Source organism: Erwinia magellanica, assembly GCF_039023495.1.
GTDB lineage: Bacteria > Pseudomonadota > Gammaproteobacteria > Enterobacterales > Enterobacteriaceae > Erwinia.
This window is the reverse complement of record NZ_JBCHVC010000001.1, coordinates 32,206-47,467: the sequence shown is the minus strand read 5'-3', so window position 1 is coordinate 47,467 and position 15,262 is coordinate 32,206. Positions and strand designations below refer to the sequence as shown.

The following is a 15,262-nucleotide window of genomic DNA, read 5'->3' as shown; positions in this document are numbered from 1 at the left end:
TTTTTATTCTACGCATGGAGCTTCAACCAAATAAATTAATATTTTAAAGCTAGCGCGCAATGTTTCCCCCGCCTCGCCTGCCCGATTTGTATGTCGGTTTTAATGCAGTTGCATTGCGAGGTAACTGCTGCCACAGACCCGAATAATACGTCAGGGGAATAGCAGCTTTAGAAGTGACGCAATTAACGCTGGAATGACTCGTTTCCGTCACAGCGGGTGGCGTTTTCTAACCCCTCTACTGGCCCTTTCAGAAGCCCGCCACGCTCCCGAACATAGCCGCACTGACCACCGATACTCCCGAGAATACGTGCAGCGCAGCAACGCGTTCAGGCCGCGAAATTAAACAGAATTAAATAAGTACTTTACCGCTAGCGCGCAATGCTACCCCCGCCTCGCCTGCCCGCTTTGTGCATCGTTTTTTATGCAGCTGCATGAACCATGTAAAGCCGGGCCGGGCGTGGGCTGAGATGATGTCTGTAGCCCCGCATTCTGCATGCAAATCCATGCACCTTATGCATGCATCGCTGTTTACAAACCGGCTGGCCAGAAAAGGGCGTTGAAAGGACATAATGCGGACACAAAAAAGCCGCTGTTTTCAGCGGCCGTGGTGGTTAATGCAGGGTGCGGAAGGATGAACCGTAGCGCCCGATAGTCTGGCGTTCTTTCACCGGCTCCGGAGTTACTGCGGGGGCCGGTTCGGGCTGCGGCGGCGAGGTGATCACCTTCGTGATGCTTTCGCTGGTTTTAAATGAGCACGAGCAGTCGAGATTAGTGCACTGGTGATAGCGTTCCTTAACCTGTTCGGACATATAGCGGCTTGATTTGGCATGCGCCGGGCTTTTGCAGTACGGACAGTGCATCATTTGGCATTGCCCTCTTTCAGGCGTTCGCGTTTTTCCTTCAGCGTTTCCATCAGTTTTTGCCTGCCCATGGGACTCTGATACAGCTTCATATCGACGCCGGTCAGGGCCGGACGCCACAGGCCGATATTTTCCAGCACCGGCGCTTCCGTCAGCACCTTCTCAGGCAGTGCCGCCGCCGCACGGGTCAGCGCATTACCAATCAGCTCCGACACAACCTGCATATCGCTGCGCGTGTCGTCGTCACGGGGATTGACCTTCTCACGCTGAAGGCGCAGGCGGATGGCCCACAGCAGCGACGGGCTGACGTTGCGCAGCGCCGACTGCCATGTTGCATCGGCAAACTCATTAAAGGCTGCCCGGTGTGAATTGATGTACGACAGGCCGGTATGACAACCGTCAATCATCGCAAACTGCTTATCAATCTCCAGCTCTTCAATCAGCCCGGTAAACTCGTCGGCCAGTTCACGGCTGGCAATGCGCTGGCTGTGTTCCGCCTTCAGCTCGTCGGTCAGGTTGCCGCGCAGGGTGCGAAAGCGCATGCGCCAGTTCGTTTCGGCTTCCTTTCCTGCCTCAATGGCCGCTTCACGCTCTTTGGTACAGCGGGTAATGTCGGCGCAGATGGCATTGTACTCTTTCATCTTCTCAAGGTGTGCGCTTCGGGCCTGCTCAACGGCTGCCAGGGTGCCGCTCTTTTCCGGGGTGCTCATAGCTTTTCTCTCTCTGTAAAGGTTGTCGCTATTCTGTCGTTCACCACCGGACAAATCATTTCATTGCTGCCTGCCTGTCGCTCAGCAAACACGGCTGTATTCTGACCGCACCCCCCTGTTGAGCTTTTAGTTTTATATAAAACTGTTCACTACTCTTCACCCTTGAAAAAAAGATAATAAATACAGTAAGTAAAGGGGTGAACACTTGATAAAGAACTGTTCACCGGGTATTCACCACTGTTCACCCGCTTTTAGAACAGCCTTTTTCTGGCAAGCCTTCCTGAATGTTATTTCCGGTTAATTATTCAGTATTAATAGCTATAGCTTTTCGATATTAACATTTTGTTACTCTGCTCACCTATATTCACCTATATTGCCCTATATTCAACACAAGCTCATTTTTCATACTATTTTTACCAACCTCTCAGCGGACAGGGGCTTGTTTACACGGGCAAAAATATTCTCAAAATAGGGGGTTACCAGCACAACACGACCGGAACCGGCCAGCGCCGCCCGGATATAAAACGAGGTAACACCATGCTCTCTACCGCTTCACCATCCGCCCCGGCCACGCCGACCGTTAACGACCTTCAGTACCCTCGCGACCGCTTTATGCGCCTGCCGGAGGTTATCAACACCTGCGGCCTGTCCCGCTCGACCATTTACGACTTAATCTGCCGCGAGCAGTTTCCGTCACAGATTTCGCTCGGCGGCAAGAACGTCGCCTGGCTGGCGTCGGAGATTGACGACTGGATGCAGGCCCGCATCGCGCAGCGCGCCGGAGGTGCGGCATGATTAAGCTTAACTTTGGCACCCGCAGCTATCCGCTGAGCCGGGAAGAGGCCGTGTACGTGGCTGAAAGCCTTCTCTCCGCCATCAGCGGCAAATCTGCCACACTGCCCGCGTTCAGCAGTAGTCGCCACGGCCATATTTCCGTGCTCACCGAAAAACCGAAGCCCGCAAAGGGAAGCAAGGGCGGGCAAAGCGGGAACTTCCGATCAAATCCGCCGCAATCCGATCACGTCCTGACCGATTGCTGAGGAAAAAGGCCCGATGTGTGAAAAAAGGCTTTTTTCTGGCGAGCCACCGGTATACAGTTTCTCCGCTGCCGCAAAATCGGCAGCCGGGCGTGGAAACCCGAGCAAAACAAAGGCGACACGACACGCGCCATGCGTGTTTTTTTACGTCGTAGCCTCAGTGCGCCAATTTTTAGCGCAGCGGTTCTTGTGCCGTTGTGCCTTTAAGATAATGGTGGCTCAGGCGGGGCAGCCTCCGGGCTGGCCGGTTTCCTTTGTTGCCGGTATTTCCACCCCCGTCTGGGCTACCACCCATAAGCGTGGAAACTTCGGTGGTAGCTGTAACCAGCTAACAAAGGAGTCTGCCACTATGGCCGCAACCCTCATTTCTGCACGCATGCAGTTCACCTTTCTTTTTGCCGCCGTGCGCCGCGCCGATACCGCTGCCCGTCCCTGCATGCTGCACACCACCGCCGAAACTGAATCCGCCGCCCGCCGACTGCTGGCCCGCGATTACGTGCTGTCCTTTGCCGGTCGCCTGCCGCTCTGTGAGGTGGCCGCATGAATGCCCTGTCCGCCCGACTCAATAACCACGCAAGCTATCCCATTCCGCACGCCGATTTCCTGCGCCTTCAGCATGCCCACAACGTCGGCGTGACCGTGCTCGATATGCTGAACGTTATTGAATGCTCCGGTAACCGCCACAGCGGCCCGGATGGCGATGCGCTGGCGTCCGTGGTGGCGCTGCTCACCGACCAGCTGGGCAAAGTGGTCAGCACCTGTGAATCCGTCATGCTCACCGATATGGAGGTCTCCCGTGACAACTAACTATTCCTGTAATCAGTCCTGCCTGCCCGTTGAGGTGCGCACCGCCGTTTACCGCCGCGCCGTTGCTCAGGGCTATCTTTCCGCCTGTGAGCACTACGGCCTTGACGTGTCCGCCTCGCTGGACGAGGTGCAGATGACCATTGCGCTGGAGCTGGAAGGCTATTACGTACGGAAATACGGCCCGGAAAACGGCATGGACATGGCCTGTACCATGCTCAGCGAAATGGTGCAGCCCGACGTGCTGGTCGCCGCGTCGCGACTGACGCGCATGGGTGAAACCATGATGGATGAACTGCTGTGTGGCCGCCTGGCCGCCTCAAAAGCCACGCTGCATTAAGGAGGCCGCATGAAACATATCGTCACCGACACCGTGAGCGCCGCCGCCGGTCACTGGCCTCAGCTATTGCCCGAGCTGGGCATCAGCATTAACGCCGCCGGTCAGCACTCGCCGTGCCCCGTCTGCGGCGGCAAAGACCGCTTCCGCTTTGACAATCAGGCCGGGCGCGGCACGTGGGTCTGCAACCAGTGCGGCGCGGGCGACGGGCTGGCGCTGGTTGAAAAGGCGCTGGACGTGAATACAAAGGAGGCCGCATGCCGGGTGGCCGGGCTGATTGGTACGCTGCCGGTTAAGCAGGTTCAGACGTCCACAGATAAAACCGACGAGGAAAAGGCGCGGGTGCGTATTAATGCCGCGAAGGAAGCCGGACGACTGGTCAGCACCGCGCAGACGGCCACCGGTAACGCCTACCTGACCGGCAAGGGGCTGGCTGACGTCAGCACCCTGACGCTGACCACGACCAGACGTATCAGCGACACCACCTACCAGCCCGGCGACCTGCTTGTACCGCTGACGGACTTTTCCGGCGACACGGTTAACGCCCAGCTGATTAACGCTGACGGCACCAAACGCACGCTGGCGGGCGGTCAGGTGAAAGAGGCTTTCCACCGCCTGGGCGAACCCCGCGACACGCTCTGGCTGACCGAAGGTTACGCCACCGGCCTGACCGTACACCGTCTTACCGGACAGGCAGTTTACGTTGCCTTAAGTGCCAACAACCTGCCCGCGCTGGCGGAGCGCCTGCACGCGGAATACCCGGAGGCGCTCGTAATGATTGCTGCCGACAATGACGAGAACGGCACCGGCCAGCTGCGCGCCGAAGCGGCGGCGAAGCGCTGCAACGGTAAACCGGCTCTGCCGCCCGTCACAGGCGACTGGAACGACGTCTTTCAGGCAGAGGGCGAAATGACCACTCAGGCGATGCTGACCGCGCTCACGCAGCCGAAAGCGCTCAGCCCGTTTGAGTCGGTCAGCGAGGCCGACCTGAAGGCCATGAGCGCCAGCCAGAAGGCGGAGCTGCTGGCCGCGCACTATCTCAATACGCTGGCCGTGCCGGTTGTGGGTGAAGACCTGTGCCGCTATGAGGGCGGTGCGTGGCAGGTGCTGCCGTACCGGGTACTGAGTCGCGAGATTGCCGCGCTGTTTCAGAAGGTGCGCGCGCCATTTTCCGCCACCGGTATCGGCGGCATCGTGGACACGCTCAAGCTCATGGTGCCGCAGATGGGCGCACCGGCCCGGCGGCTGATTGGTTTCCGTAACGGCATGTTTGACACCGCGACCGGCACCTTTGGCCCGCATAAAAAAGAGCACTGGCTCAGAACCATCAACAGCGTCGACTACACCACGCCGAAAGCGGGTGAGAATCTGGCCGACGATGCCCCGCACTTCTGGCAGTGGTTAACGCGGGCAGCCGGACACAATCACGATAAGCAGGAGCGCATCCTCGCGGCGTTATTTATGGTGCTGGCAAACCGCTATGACTGGCAGATGTTCCTCGAAGTGACCGGTCCAGGCGGAAGCGGGAAAAGCGTATTAGCCTCGATAGCCACGCTGCTTGCTGGCCGGGATAACACCACGTCCGCTACCATTGATACATTGGAATCATCGCGTGAACGTGCAAGCGTGGTGGGATTTTCGCTGATTATTCTGCCCGATCAGGAGAAATGGAGCGGCGACGGCGCGGGCATCAAGGCGATTACCGGCGGCGATGCGGTAGCCATCGATCCCAAATATCGCGACGCCTATTCAACCCATATTCCGGCAGTGATTCTGGCGGTGAACAATAACCCAATGCGTTTCAGCGATCGCAGCGGCGGCGTATCGCGTCGCCGGGTAATCCTGACGTTCCCGGAAGTGATACCGGCGAAAGAGCGCGACCCGCAGCTGTTGGATAAAATCAGCGCCGAGCTGGTCGTGATTGTGCGTCATCTGATGCAGCGCTTCGTGTCGCCTGATGAAGCCCGCGAGCTGTTACAGGCGCAGCAGTCATCCGGCGAAGCGCTGGAGATAAAGCGACAGGCCGATCCGCTGGTCGATTTCTGTGGCTACCTAATGCCGTTGAGCACGCCGAACGGGCTGTTTATAGGTAACGCCAATATTCGCCCGATAAACCCAAAGCGCTATCTCTATCATGCGTATCTGTCATTTATGGAATCGCGTGGACATCAGCACCCGCTCAGCCTGACAGCCTTCGGCCAAGCGGTGCCACAGACGCTGAAAGAGTATGAGCGCGTGTTGCTCAAGCGACGAACGAATAACGGCATACAAACCAACCTGACGTTACATGAGGACAGCGAGGCAGATTGGCTACCGGCATGTAGCGTCTGATAACATCTTTTCACAGAAACCGGCTTAGGCCGGTTTTTTTAATATGCGATGCAATTATTAATACCTGTTAAAGTCAGTTATGAATAGATAGCTAATAATTATATTTAAGGTAAAAAAAACGCAAGCACACTCACTTTCACCCCCCAAGAAGGCATTTAAAATGCAAAAAAACAACAATTAAAAATTAACATAGTCAATTAACCCCCAGCCTAGATAAAAGGTAATTTTCAATTAGACCACAATATGCTTTCAGTTGTCCTTGCGAATTAACAGTCATTAATTCACCTAACAATCGCCTTAATTCAGCTTTAGTACGGCGCTTTCCTGTTTTACACGAAAGCTTAGTTCGCAAAAAATCAAAAACTAGCGATCTATTTTGTACAAGCCGCGCATTATTAAGATTTAATATCGCATCGATCTGTCTTGAAAACTCATCATCTGTTGAGTGTATTTTACCCTGCCCACCATATATGATAATTTCATTAATTCTGTCTTGTGGTCGGCTAGGATTATATTTAAGAGTTTGACTTCCTTTTCGACTGTCACAGGTCTGATTAACAAACTTCTCTCCCTCTCCTCCCTTGCAACAGCCTAAGAGATTAGAATAATCAAGCTGAAGCGCTGAGTTGCCAGCCTGACATGCCCAATGTTCTACTTTCATATCATCAAAGGTTATTCTCGTCATACAGTAAGCGCAAAGGTGCCCTTGTTCTTTCAACAAAGATAATCTGACCGAATTCTTTACTGGCGTAAAATTCTGCCCATCATATTTTCCACCAGCAGCGCGATAATTGGTTAGTAAACGAGGTTCAGCCTCTTTTTCTATCCCTCTCATTTCTCATCCCACCCTTGAATATCAATGTCAAGTTTAGCACTAATAAGCTCAGGAATTTCCCCATTAAGTTCTATTTCCATTTTAGAAATACTCGATTTTGCCTCTTCAATTTTTCCGTCAGATATGAGCATAAAAATTCGATCAATTTTTTCCTGAACTTCGGGTGAGCGATCTAAGTTTGGACTATCAGTTTTCATGATCTCATTGAGAACCTGATTTGATGTCAAACCATATGACTGCTTTGGAGAAGAACAGGTAAATTTATTATTATCATCTTTACCGAGCATAAATATTTGGTCATGCGCCACCTCACTGATAATTTGAGGTGAGTGGGTAGAGACTATAAACTGGCAGTTAGGAAAAACAGCATTGAGTTTTTTCAAAACACTCCGTTGCCATTCTGGATGAAGGTGTAAATCAACTTCATCAATCAGAATAATCCCGGCTGTAAGTAGAGGGCTTTGGGATAATGGATTTAGAACCATCATTCGCCTACAAATATCAAGAACAAGTGCGAGCAATGACTTTTCGCCCTGGGAAAGTTGAAGAACATTAATTTTTCTATTATTCTTTTCAACTGAAATATGAAGCGAAGGCTTTAGTTCAACTTTCAGGTTTTTGAAATCTTCCATAAACAATGACACAGTATTATTTATTATTTCTAGCGCTTTTCTTGCTCCACTACTTTCTTCTTTACTCTGACCAGACTTGATGTTATTAATTAATTCATTTAGGGAATTACGAGAGTCTTCGTCTGATAAAGCTAACTTTTCCAATGTAGCAAGCACCGAAGGGGAAACTTGAGCATTATTTACATTGTCGTGCTTAACTAAATCATCAAGGCGTTTATACCAACGAAAAAATCCTTTAAAATCAGCTTTACCTGCAAGAGAACCAGTATATCCATCAAAACGATTATAAACATCTGTAGAAGATATTTCATCAAATTCAACCACATCTCTTGAATTTATATCTGTGGCTCGCATCACACCATAATATGCTAAAATTGGAAGTTCGAAACGCTCATCTTTTTCGCAAGCTAATTTGTATAAGTGTCCCAATCGAGTGAAATCAGCATAAAAACTTTTTTTATTAACAATACTTCCATCTTCCACTTCGCACAATTCGAGACTGGAGATATAATCTTTTTTAAGTTTAACATTTGCTATAACTGAGCTATAGCCATCATCATTCCCAATGGTAATATCCACCTTATCAATATCTCTTCCCCTCCCGCCTTTATGAACAATGCGTTGTATAAGCCAACCAAGACTGAGTGAGATAGCATCTAATACAGTGGTTTTACCCGCCCCGTTATTTCCCACCAATACTTGAATTTTATTTTTCTCAAGATTTAGGTTAAGGCGATCTACAATTCTGAAATTAAGGATGGATAATTGAGATAGTTTTAAACTCTGTTGGCGAAACTGTTTTAAAGCCAATTCAAGATGTTCATTTGCTTTATCCAAATCCTGCTTTAAAAACTTCCCGCTACTATAGTTTAAATACAACTCATAAGAAGCATTAATATCTCCCTTTCGAGATTTTATAGCAAGCTTATTGAATTTTTTATTTTCTATAGGTTCCATCTTTCTTCCTTAGTTTGAGTAGTTCTAAGACCGTCTCTTGAGAATATTTCTTGGACATTCGGAGTCTGAACTCAGGTTCAATATAAATAGCAAATGATAACAAACCTTGAAGATAATAAGTCATCTCAGGTTCAAGTAAGCCTAATGTATACTTATGAATTAGAGATGAAATAAATCTTTTGCGCTCGCGGCCTACTGACAATGTGCCTTGTGTAGTTAGTGTTATTCCAGTTATATGCCGATTGTGGGCTCGAGAAGTGTAGATAGTTTTACGTTCGTTTAAAGTTATTCTATTAGCATAGTGTTTATTTAGAAATGTTCTCACTTCATCGGGTAATGTGAATAAAGCATTTTTATGGCGAGTTGAAAATGTGAGATCATCGGCATAACGTGAGTACACTATCTCACGTTGCTCACAAAGACTGCTAAATGTCTCATCAAAGAGATACATAATTATGTTTGATATGAGCGGTGAGCTAGGAGCCCCAACACTCAAAGAAAGCCTACCGGACTGACTTTTAGCTTTATTCCAAAACAAACCTTTTGTGAGTAATCTTTTCTCAGCGACAGATAAATTGTACCCACTCCATTTACATGCCATAAAAAGCAAATCGGGGGTAATGCTGTTAAAGAAATCTGAGAAATCTAATTTGAGAATATAAGGGTTATCAGAATGCATTTCCGCATTATGTTTAATTCCATAACCTTTTTTATAGGCTAAAGCACTTTCATGAATTAGAAAATGGGCTTCTAAAACCTTAATTAGCTCATGTTGAAAAGTCTTAAGCTCACTTGATGGATGCGCAATAATTCTCTCTCCACCATTACGCTTAGGGATGCTGTAAACCTTATAACGGTTAGGCGCGTTGTATAGGAAGCTATCGATTTGCCTGCGATTACGTGGCTGAATTTCGGTCAGTTTCGCATAGAGGTTAAGGCGCACCCTAAATCCTTTGATAGTTATAGACAGATAAAATTGTGGCAAACTGAGTGATCAGTTTGCCACTGCCCTTTACTAAAGGATGCGGTAGTTGTTCTCCGCAGCCGCGAACACTTGGAGCGGCTGCGGAGAACAACTACCGCAACCACGATACTTTACAATAAGTTAGAGTCTGGCTAATCGCCCGACTAGACGTAAACGCCTGAACGCTAAAGGACCCTTAGAGTTTACTTTATTGGATACTTCACATCAATGCCCATACCATTTTGCATCTCTGTCAACGAAGCGAATTTACTGGTCTTTACCACTTGTGAATAGATAGCGTGTAATTCCTAGAGCTCCCTCGTTTGGCGCAGAGCGGATTATTACCAGCATAAAGTCACCTCATGCCTGCTGGCTTCGATCGTTTTTGCCATCTCAGCACTAGTGATCACCCTTAGTGAATACTAGTGCACAACTCACCTCAAACCATTCACCACCTAACTAAATGAATTTACTAAAAAAATTCAAAGGTGAACAGTGTGAACACTTTTCCCATAAATCATTTTATTTTGGATTTAGCGTTGGGCATTCGTTATCCTTGCCATATCGTTACGGGATGTGAGATCCAATAATTGTTACACGTTTAGGTACACGCATTAAAGTTGAATTTGAGAAAAATGCTTAATTTCAAAAGCTTGCGAAACTTGTTCAGATTCCGCCAGCCCACCAAATTCTTGGTCGATTGGTTACCAGACCCATTCGATGAAGTCCTGAAAGCCCACACGGTGAAAGCCTTGTGGGCTTTTTTGTGTCTGTGATCTTCCGGAACCAAGCAGCCAAAGCTGGTGATTATGGTATTCGGCAAAATGTATTCTGAGTATGTATTCCAATTCACACAAGATAGGCTGATGGCATGGACGAGCCGCCCTGCCCTCCTCATCAACACTGAAATCCTACGCTAAAAACCATTGATAAAGATTTGACGCTGCATGATGGCGACGGACTTTTTATGGTGGTGAAAACTACCGGAAAGAAGCTCTGGCGCTTTCGCTATCAGCGGCCAGCGACAAAGCAGCGCACTAAGAATGGCTAGCTGCTTCCCCTACCAGTCACTGGCTTTCTGCCCGACCAGCAAAAATGGAGCGGCGACGGCGCGGGCATTAAGGCTATAACCGGCGGCGACGCCGTGGCGATTGACCCGAAGTACCGTGACGCCTACTCAACCCATATCCCGGCGGTAATACTGGCGGTAAACAATAACCCGATGCGCTTCAACGACCGCTGCGGCGGCGTTTCCCGTCGCCGGGTAATCCTGCCCTTCCCGGAAATCGTCGCGGCCAGTGAACGCGACCCGCAGCTGAAAGAGAAAATTCAGGGAGAACTGGCCGTTATCGTGCGCCAGCTGATGCAGCGGTTCTGTCAGCCACAGGATGCCCGTGCCTTGTTTCAGTCACAGCAGAATTCCGGTGAAGCGATGCGCATCAAGCGCGACTCGGATCTGATGGTGGACTTCTGTGGCTACCTGTTCACCACTCCGGAGCCAAACGCGCTCTATATGGGGAACGCCAGCATCCGGCCCGCACCGCGCCGTTATCTCTATCATACGTACCTGTGCTACATGGAGGCCAACAACTACAAGAACCCGCTGAGCATGAAAATATTTGGTCTGGCACTTGAAGGGACTTTTCGGGAGTCCGGGCTGAACGACCTGAAGCGGCGAACCAAGCTGGGATTCAGATCAGCCTAAATCTGACGAAGGAAAACAACCCTGACTGGCTGTCAATGTGAGATGATCCGGCAGCCATCTGAACCATACGGAACCGACGAAATCCGGTATTTTTACGCTCATTATAGACCCATGGTGAAGAGTCCAACCTATTCTACACTCATGCTTAACCACCTAATAACTTGAAATTAAAGATATTAAATGAAAGAAGTAGAGTCTGAAGAATTTTTCATAAGATCTTCTTTTTAGGGGCAACTCTCTTTTTGCTCACTCAACTTTTTTGAAGTACTATCTTCCGCGTCATCTAACGCCTCCATGCTGCTGAAGGGCAAGCTGCAAAGTGCTCGCCCGCCTTATTCTTCCGAAATTGCTGATTAATATTGGGAGTATTTTTTCCGTAAATGCCAAAAGAGGCCGTAGCACACCTCACGATATGTTTATCTGTAAGCTGCATATCAACCCAGACTAATAATTTACTCCTTGCTGCCGATACCTTTATTTCTTAATCAATATATGAAGGATTATATATGTACTTCGTACGCTCTTTAATGCGCCCACTTTTTTGCCTGTCTCTCTTGCCGTTTTCTTTCGTTCAGGCTGCTGATCATCCTGCATTGACAGGTGGTGCCACTAACCCCTTATCTGTAAGCAGAATCCACGATCGTGTGAATTTCATGGTGTCGTTAAACTTCAATAACGGGAAAACAGCTCAACAATGGCGGTCTGTTGATTGTAAACAGGGCAAGGCACAGCTTCTGTACAAGGATTTATTGAATGAGGAAGGCTTTACCACAGCTCGCTTTTATGGCAATAGCTACCTCCGTTATGCACCTGCACAAGATGATAAGCAGATGACGAAAGAGGATATCCGTACGGTTTGCCAGCTACCAATAAAAGATGCACGGTGGGAAAGGTTATCAGCCATATCTGAATTCGGCATTACGGATCTGGTCGATGTTAATAGCATTCAGCGCATTGGCGACATTTTATCGGTACGTATGGGATATGACTTTGCAGATATCATCTGGGAACCGCCTTACGACGCGCCGCTTGAATTGAAAATTGAGCACTACTTATACAACTGTAAAACCCATCAGGGTGAGGCTGCCGCTGTAATGAACTTTGACAGCGAGGGTCGCGTTACCGACTCACTTATTACTGCTGATATTGTTCGTCGCAAGAGTAGCTTCAAAATTAACACCCAAATGGCACAACGCTTCGAGCAGTTCTGCCAGTTACCAGCAGGCAAAACGTTTACAGCACAAGGGCACTTTGTACCCGCCGTGAATAAACCAGCATCAACATTGATGGGGCCATCGATGCCCGATCTGAGTAATAATAATCCGCAGTGGCTGAATAAATTCCCTCTTAATGCTGCAATTGAGCGCCAGGCGCAGTCATTGATTAAACCCTGGGCGCTTCCGCGCTTTAAACAGGTTCGCTATACCGAAGTAAGCGCGCTTGGTAAGGTCAACGTGCAGTTGGATGCACAACCAAATGGTTATGTACGCAAGCTCGAAGATTATGGTATCTGGACGGTACAACGTTTGACGCTGGCTAATCAGCTACAGCTTAAGTTCACCATGTCCATCAGCAGTGGCTCTTCATTGCTCAACAAGTTGCAGACGGATCTGCGTTTTCCGTTAGTGACAGGTCAACGTTATGAGGCGCAATGGGATTCTATAGATTCCGATAAGAAAGTTACTGCCTCAACAATACGCTGTAACGTAACGGCAAAGGGAGACGCAAATAGCATTGCTCCTGAGTTTAGTGGCAAATATCTATTAGTTGAGTGCAAGGAAACTCCTGAAGGGCAAGTGGGTAGCAGTAACAAACTAGCCTGGCTGCAAGATCTCAATGTCTTCGTGCCGGTAGCTATGCAGGTAGGTGATAAACCAGAAAGCCTGGTGAAACTGGAAAATGTCAGTGTGATCCGTTAATCCGCATACAGGCACACCGCTTTATACTGTGTGCCTGTCATGACCTCATACCCGATGACCAAATGACAAAATTAGTCATGTCATTATGAGCTGAGCAATTACGAAATTCTGCTTATAGCTCGTAGCGGACTATGATCAGATCACATTTTCAATTTTTTGACCGTACTTTTCGACAACCTTACCGGAATTCAGTTATGCAGAGTGGTACTGTACATCTTATCACTGAATGCAGTTTCCTTATTTAGTTCGCCTAAACCCCGTATCCTTTTCCGATCCATCTGGCGTTAAGCAAGTTTGGGGCTAAAAACATATAAAACGATAGAGGCAAAACCAGTTCCTCATCTACCTGAAAAGCGCCTTAATGAACGCGATTGGTATACGTTAAGGTATACCAATAAAAGTTGAATTCACTTCAATTATTTAAAAAGAATGAATTATAGTAATAATTCAAATTCCACCAACAGATGATGGTCACCATACCCCTTCAACGAAGTCGTGAAAGCCCAATGGTAAAAGCCTTGCAGGCTTTTTATGTCTGTATCAATCTGGCTTATCCCATATAAATCTGGCGATTGCACACTCACAAAAAAACGCATCCTGAGCGCCCCCCCTAACTGTAAAGCCATGCTATTACGCTAAGCCGTTTGCCCATCCTGACACTCCACACTTAAATCCATTAATAATGATTTGATGTCAGACGATGGAGGGAGTTTGCCCTGAAAGGATCTCTACGCGGGCGACAAATGGTCGAGAATAAACGGTACCTTGATAAATTGTTCACGTGGGCAGAAAGTAAATCAGACTATCTTAATCACGGAGCGACCGCGCTCCAGGCTCGAAAAATTGATATGACCCATCACCTCGTGCTTTCGACTGGTACATCGCTTTATCAGCATTATCAAATAACATTTTGGCCGATGTCATTCCGAATCGCGCGAGACTGATGCCAATGGACGCCCTGATCCTTAATTCCCTGTCATTAATAGTAAAGGGCTTTTTCAGGCTATCAATAAGGCGCTGGGCGATGGCAGACGCCGCCTCGCGATGGCTGCATTTTGCGGCAACCACAAATTCATCTCCACCCAGGCGTGCTACCGATTCGCCAGGTCGCATGCAGCGCTGTAGGCGTTTGCTTACATGCTGTAGCAAAAGATCCCCTGCCGCGTGCCCCATTGAATCATTGATCGCCTTGAACCCATTCAGATCGATAAACAGGACGGTCGTGTAGGCAAGATCTTCATCCTGCGCGAGCATGCAGCCAATCTGTTCGTTGATCCATGCCCGATTAGGCAATCCGGTCAAGGTGTCGTGGGTTGCCAGTTTTTCAAGCTGCCGGATCTTTTCCTTGTCACGGGTAATGTCTCGCGAAATTAACACTGCTCCGATGTTGTTGCCCGTGGAAGGATCGCGGACGCCGCAGGCCCTGGTACCAAGCATAATGTAATGGCCGTCGCGATGTTGCTTCCGCACCTCAACAACCTCTGGCTGTACGCCACCATTAAAAAGATTTACAAGTGCATCCGTGGCCAATGCGCGGTCGTCATGATGCAGGAAATCTACCACAGGCTGGCCTATCACCTCATCGGCTGCCCAGCCTATCATCTTGCTATAAGATGGCGAGATCGAAACATACCTGCCGTCTGCATCACAATGAGCGATCAGGTCAGTGCTGTTTTCAATCAACAGACGATATTCCGCCGCCGTGCGCAGTGCCTCCTCAAGGGCTTTACGCTGCCCGGTGATATCAAGAATGAAGCCGCTGTACCGCAAAAGAGAAGGATCAGGTGGAGAGTCCGGCAGACCTGAAACAAGCACACGCCGCGTCGTTCCGTCCAGACAATGGATCGGCACTTCAATGTGAAAAGGTGTCACAAATTCCAGTGCCGCAGTAAGTTGCAGCGCAATCTTCGCATCGTCATCCGCCTGTGCAAGCCTTAGCCATTCACTCAGCGTGACGCCTTTCAGTGCAGGTATCAGACCAGCAGGGCTTTCCTGGCTGGCAATGCAGATGCCCTGGGCGTCAGTAAACCAAACGGCGGAAAGTGTTGATTCAGTTACAGTGTTCATGGTGGTCGGATCCGTTGTTTGCTGACGCTACTGAACAAGCTCAATACGAGGCGTTACAGACCCCATGACCGCCGTCATTACCGCCCACAAACCTGAGGAGCGGT

13 protein-coding genes and 2 pseudogenes are annotated in these 15,262 nt (G+C 49.1%); 9 read left to right on the top strand and 6 right to left on the bottom strand.

The window, feature by feature from the left end:
* Positions 1–611: 611 nt before the first annotated feature.
* Positions 612–863 (bottom strand): ogr/Delta-like zinc finger family protein, encoded by a 252-nt coding sequence (locus tag AAH450_RS00230; RefSeq protein ID WP_342908396.1) that lies wholly within the window; start codon positions 861–863, stop codon positions 612–614.
* The gene (locus AAH450_RS00225; protein ID WP_342908395.1) at positions 860–1,570 is read right to left on the bottom strand and encodes a hypothetical protein; all 711 of its coding nucleotides are present in this window, start codon (positions 1,568–1,570) and stop codon (positions 860–862) included. The genes AAH450_RS00230 and AAH450_RS00225 overlap by 4 nt, the downstream gene beginning before the upstream one ends.
* A gap of 537 nt (positions 1,571–2,107) precedes the next feature.
* Between AAH450_RS00225 and AAH450_RS00220 the strand changes: the two genes are divergently transcribed.
* The 6 genes from AAH450_RS00220 to AAH450_RS00190 are packed head-to-tail and all read left to right on the top strand — an operon-like array spanning position 2,108 to position 6,079.
* Positions 2,108–2,365: a helix-turn-helix transcriptional regulator gene (locus tag AAH450_RS00220; RefSeq protein WP_342908394.1), complete on the top strand. Its 258-nt coding sequence runs from the start codon at positions 2,108–2,110 to the stop codon at positions 2,363–2,365.
* A complete protein-coding gene (locus AAH450_RS00215) occupies positions 2,362–2,610 on the top strand; it encodes a hypothetical protein (RefSeq protein ID WP_342908393.1) in 249 nt (82 codons plus the stop codon). Before AAH450_RS00220 ends, AAH450_RS00215 begins: the two co-directional genes overlap by 4 nt.
* Before the next feature lie 13 nt (positions 2,611–2,623).
* A complete protein-coding gene (locus AAH450_RS21070; RefSeq protein ID WP_463322690.1) occupies positions 2,624–3,151 on the top strand; it encodes a host cell division inhibitor Icd-like protein in 528 nt (175 codons plus the stop codon).
* Complete coding sequence (locus tag AAH450_RS00200) at positions 3,148–3,414, top strand: hypothetical protein (protein WP_342908392.1); 267 nt, start codon at positions 3,148–3,150, stop codon at positions 3,412–3,414. The genes AAH450_RS21070 and AAH450_RS00200 overlap by 4 nt, the downstream gene beginning before the upstream one ends.
* Positions 3,404–3,751 (top strand): DUF5375 family protein, encoded by a 348-nt coding sequence (locus tag AAH450_RS00195; protein WP_342908391.1) that lies wholly within the window; start codon positions 3,404–3,406, stop codon positions 3,749–3,751. The genes AAH450_RS00200 and AAH450_RS00195 overlap by 11 nt, the downstream gene beginning before the upstream one ends.
* A gap of 9 nt (positions 3,752–3,760) precedes the next feature.
* On the top strand, positions 3,761–6,079 hold the full coding sequence (locus tag AAH450_RS00190) for a primase-helicase zinc-binding domain-containing protein (protein WP_342908390.1): 2,319 nt from the start codon (positions 3,761–3,763) through the stop codon (positions 6,077–6,079).
* Between the two features lie 193 nt (positions 6,080–6,272).
* On the opposite strand, the gene AAH450_RS00185 is transcribed toward AAH450_RS00190, so the two are convergent.
* Genes AAH450_RS00185 through AAH450_RS00175 form a run of 3 tightly spaced genes read right to left on the bottom strand, consistent with a single transcriptional unit; the run spans position 6,273 to position 9,446 of the window.
* The gene (locus AAH450_RS00185; protein WP_342908389.1) at positions 6,273–6,914 is read right to left on the bottom strand and encodes a retron system putative HNH endonuclease; all 642 of its coding nucleotides are present in this window, start codon (positions 6,912–6,914) and stop codon (positions 6,273–6,275) included.
* A complete protein-coding gene (locus AAH450_RS00180) occupies positions 6,911–8,503 on the bottom strand; it encodes an AAA family ATPase (RefSeq protein WP_342908388.1) in 1,593 nt (530 codons plus the stop codon). The genes AAH450_RS00185 and AAH450_RS00180 overlap by 4 nt, the downstream gene beginning before the upstream one ends.
* Positions 8,484–9,446 (bottom strand): retron St85 family RNA-directed DNA polymerase, encoded by a 963-nt coding sequence (locus AAH450_RS00175; protein WP_342908387.1) that lies wholly within the window; start codon positions 9,444–9,446, stop codon positions 8,484–8,486. The genes AAH450_RS00180 and AAH450_RS00175 overlap by 20 nt, the downstream gene beginning before the upstream one ends.
* 887 nt (positions 9,447–10,333) lie before the next feature.
* Here AAH450_RS00175 and AAH450_RS00170 point away from each other — a divergent pair.
* The 3 genes and pseudogenes from AAH450_RS00170 to AAH450_RS00160 all read left to right on the top strand — a co-directional run.
* Positions 10,334–10,515: pseudogene (locus tag AAH450_RS00170) on the top strand (integrase arm-type DNA-binding domain-containing protein); the annotation flags it as partial.
* Positions 10,516–10,533: 18 nt separating this feature from the next.
* Positions 10,534–11,213, top strand: a pseudogene (locus AAH450_RS00165) (primase-like DNA-binding domain-containing protein); the annotation flags it as partial.
* A 465-nt stretch (positions 11,214–11,678) separates the two neighbouring features.
* Positions 11,679–13,091 carry a hypothetical protein gene (locus tag AAH450_RS00160; RefSeq protein ID WP_342908386.1) on the top strand — a complete coding sequence of 471 codons (1,413 nt, stop codon included), beginning with the start codon at positions 11,679–11,681 and terminating at the stop codon, positions 13,089–13,091.
* An 807-nt stretch (positions 13,092–13,898) separates the two neighbouring features.
* Here AAH450_RS00160 and AAH450_RS00155 read toward each other — a convergent pair.
* Positions 13,899–15,158 carry a diguanylate cyclase domain-containing protein gene (locus AAH450_RS00155; RefSeq protein ID WP_342908385.1) on the bottom strand — a complete coding sequence of 420 codons (1,260 nt, stop codon included), beginning with the start codon at positions 15,156–15,158 and terminating at the stop codon, positions 13,899–13,901.
* Positions 15,159–15,262: the final 104 nt, after the last annotated feature.

Excerpts from the sequence above, each read along its gene's own strand:
- AAH450_RS00230 (WP_342908396.1), bottom strand. The coding sequence starts at position 863 with ATGATGCACTGTCCGTACTGCAAAAGCCCGGCGCATGCCAAATCAAGC.
- AAH450_RS00225 (WP_342908395.1), bottom strand. The coding sequence starts at position 1,570 with ATGAGCACCCCGGAAAAGAGCGGCACCCTGGCAGCCGTTGAGCAGGCC.
- AAH450_RS00220 (WP_342908394.1), top strand. The coding sequence starts at position 2,108 with ATGCTCTCTACCGCTTCACCATCCGCCCCGGCCACGCCGACCGTTAAC.
- AAH450_RS00215 (WP_342908393.1), top strand. The coding sequence starts at position 2,362 with ATGATTAAGCTTAACTTTGGCACCCGCAGCTATCCGCTGAGCCGGGAA.
- AAH450_RS21070 (WP_463322690.1), top strand. The coding sequence starts at position 2,624 with ATGTGTGAAAAAAGGCTTTTTTCTGGCGAGCCACCGGTATACAGTTTC.
- AAH450_RS00200 (WP_342908392.1), top strand. The coding sequence starts at position 3,148 with ATGAATGCCCTGTCCGCCCGACTCAATAACCACGCAAGCTATCCCATT.
- AAH450_RS00190 (WP_342908390.1), top strand. The coding sequence starts at position 3,761 with ATGAAACATATCGTCACCGACACCGTGAGCGCCGCCGCCGGTCACTGG.
- AAH450_RS00185 (WP_342908389.1), bottom strand. The coding sequence starts at position 6,914 with ATGAGAGGGATAGAAAAAGAGGCTGAACCTCGTTTACTAACCAATTAT.
- AAH450_RS00180 (WP_342908388.1), bottom strand. The coding sequence starts at position 8,503 with ATGGAACCTATAGAAAATAAAAAATTCAATAAGCTTGCTATAAAATCT.
- AAH450_RS00160 (WP_342908386.1), top strand. The coding sequence starts at position 11,679 with ATGTACTTCGTACGCTCTTTAATGCGCCCACTTTTTTGCCTGTCTCTC.
- AAH450_RS00155 (WP_342908385.1), bottom strand. The coding sequence starts at position 15,158 with ATGAACACTGTAACTGAATCAACACTTTCCGCCGTTTGGTTTACTGAC.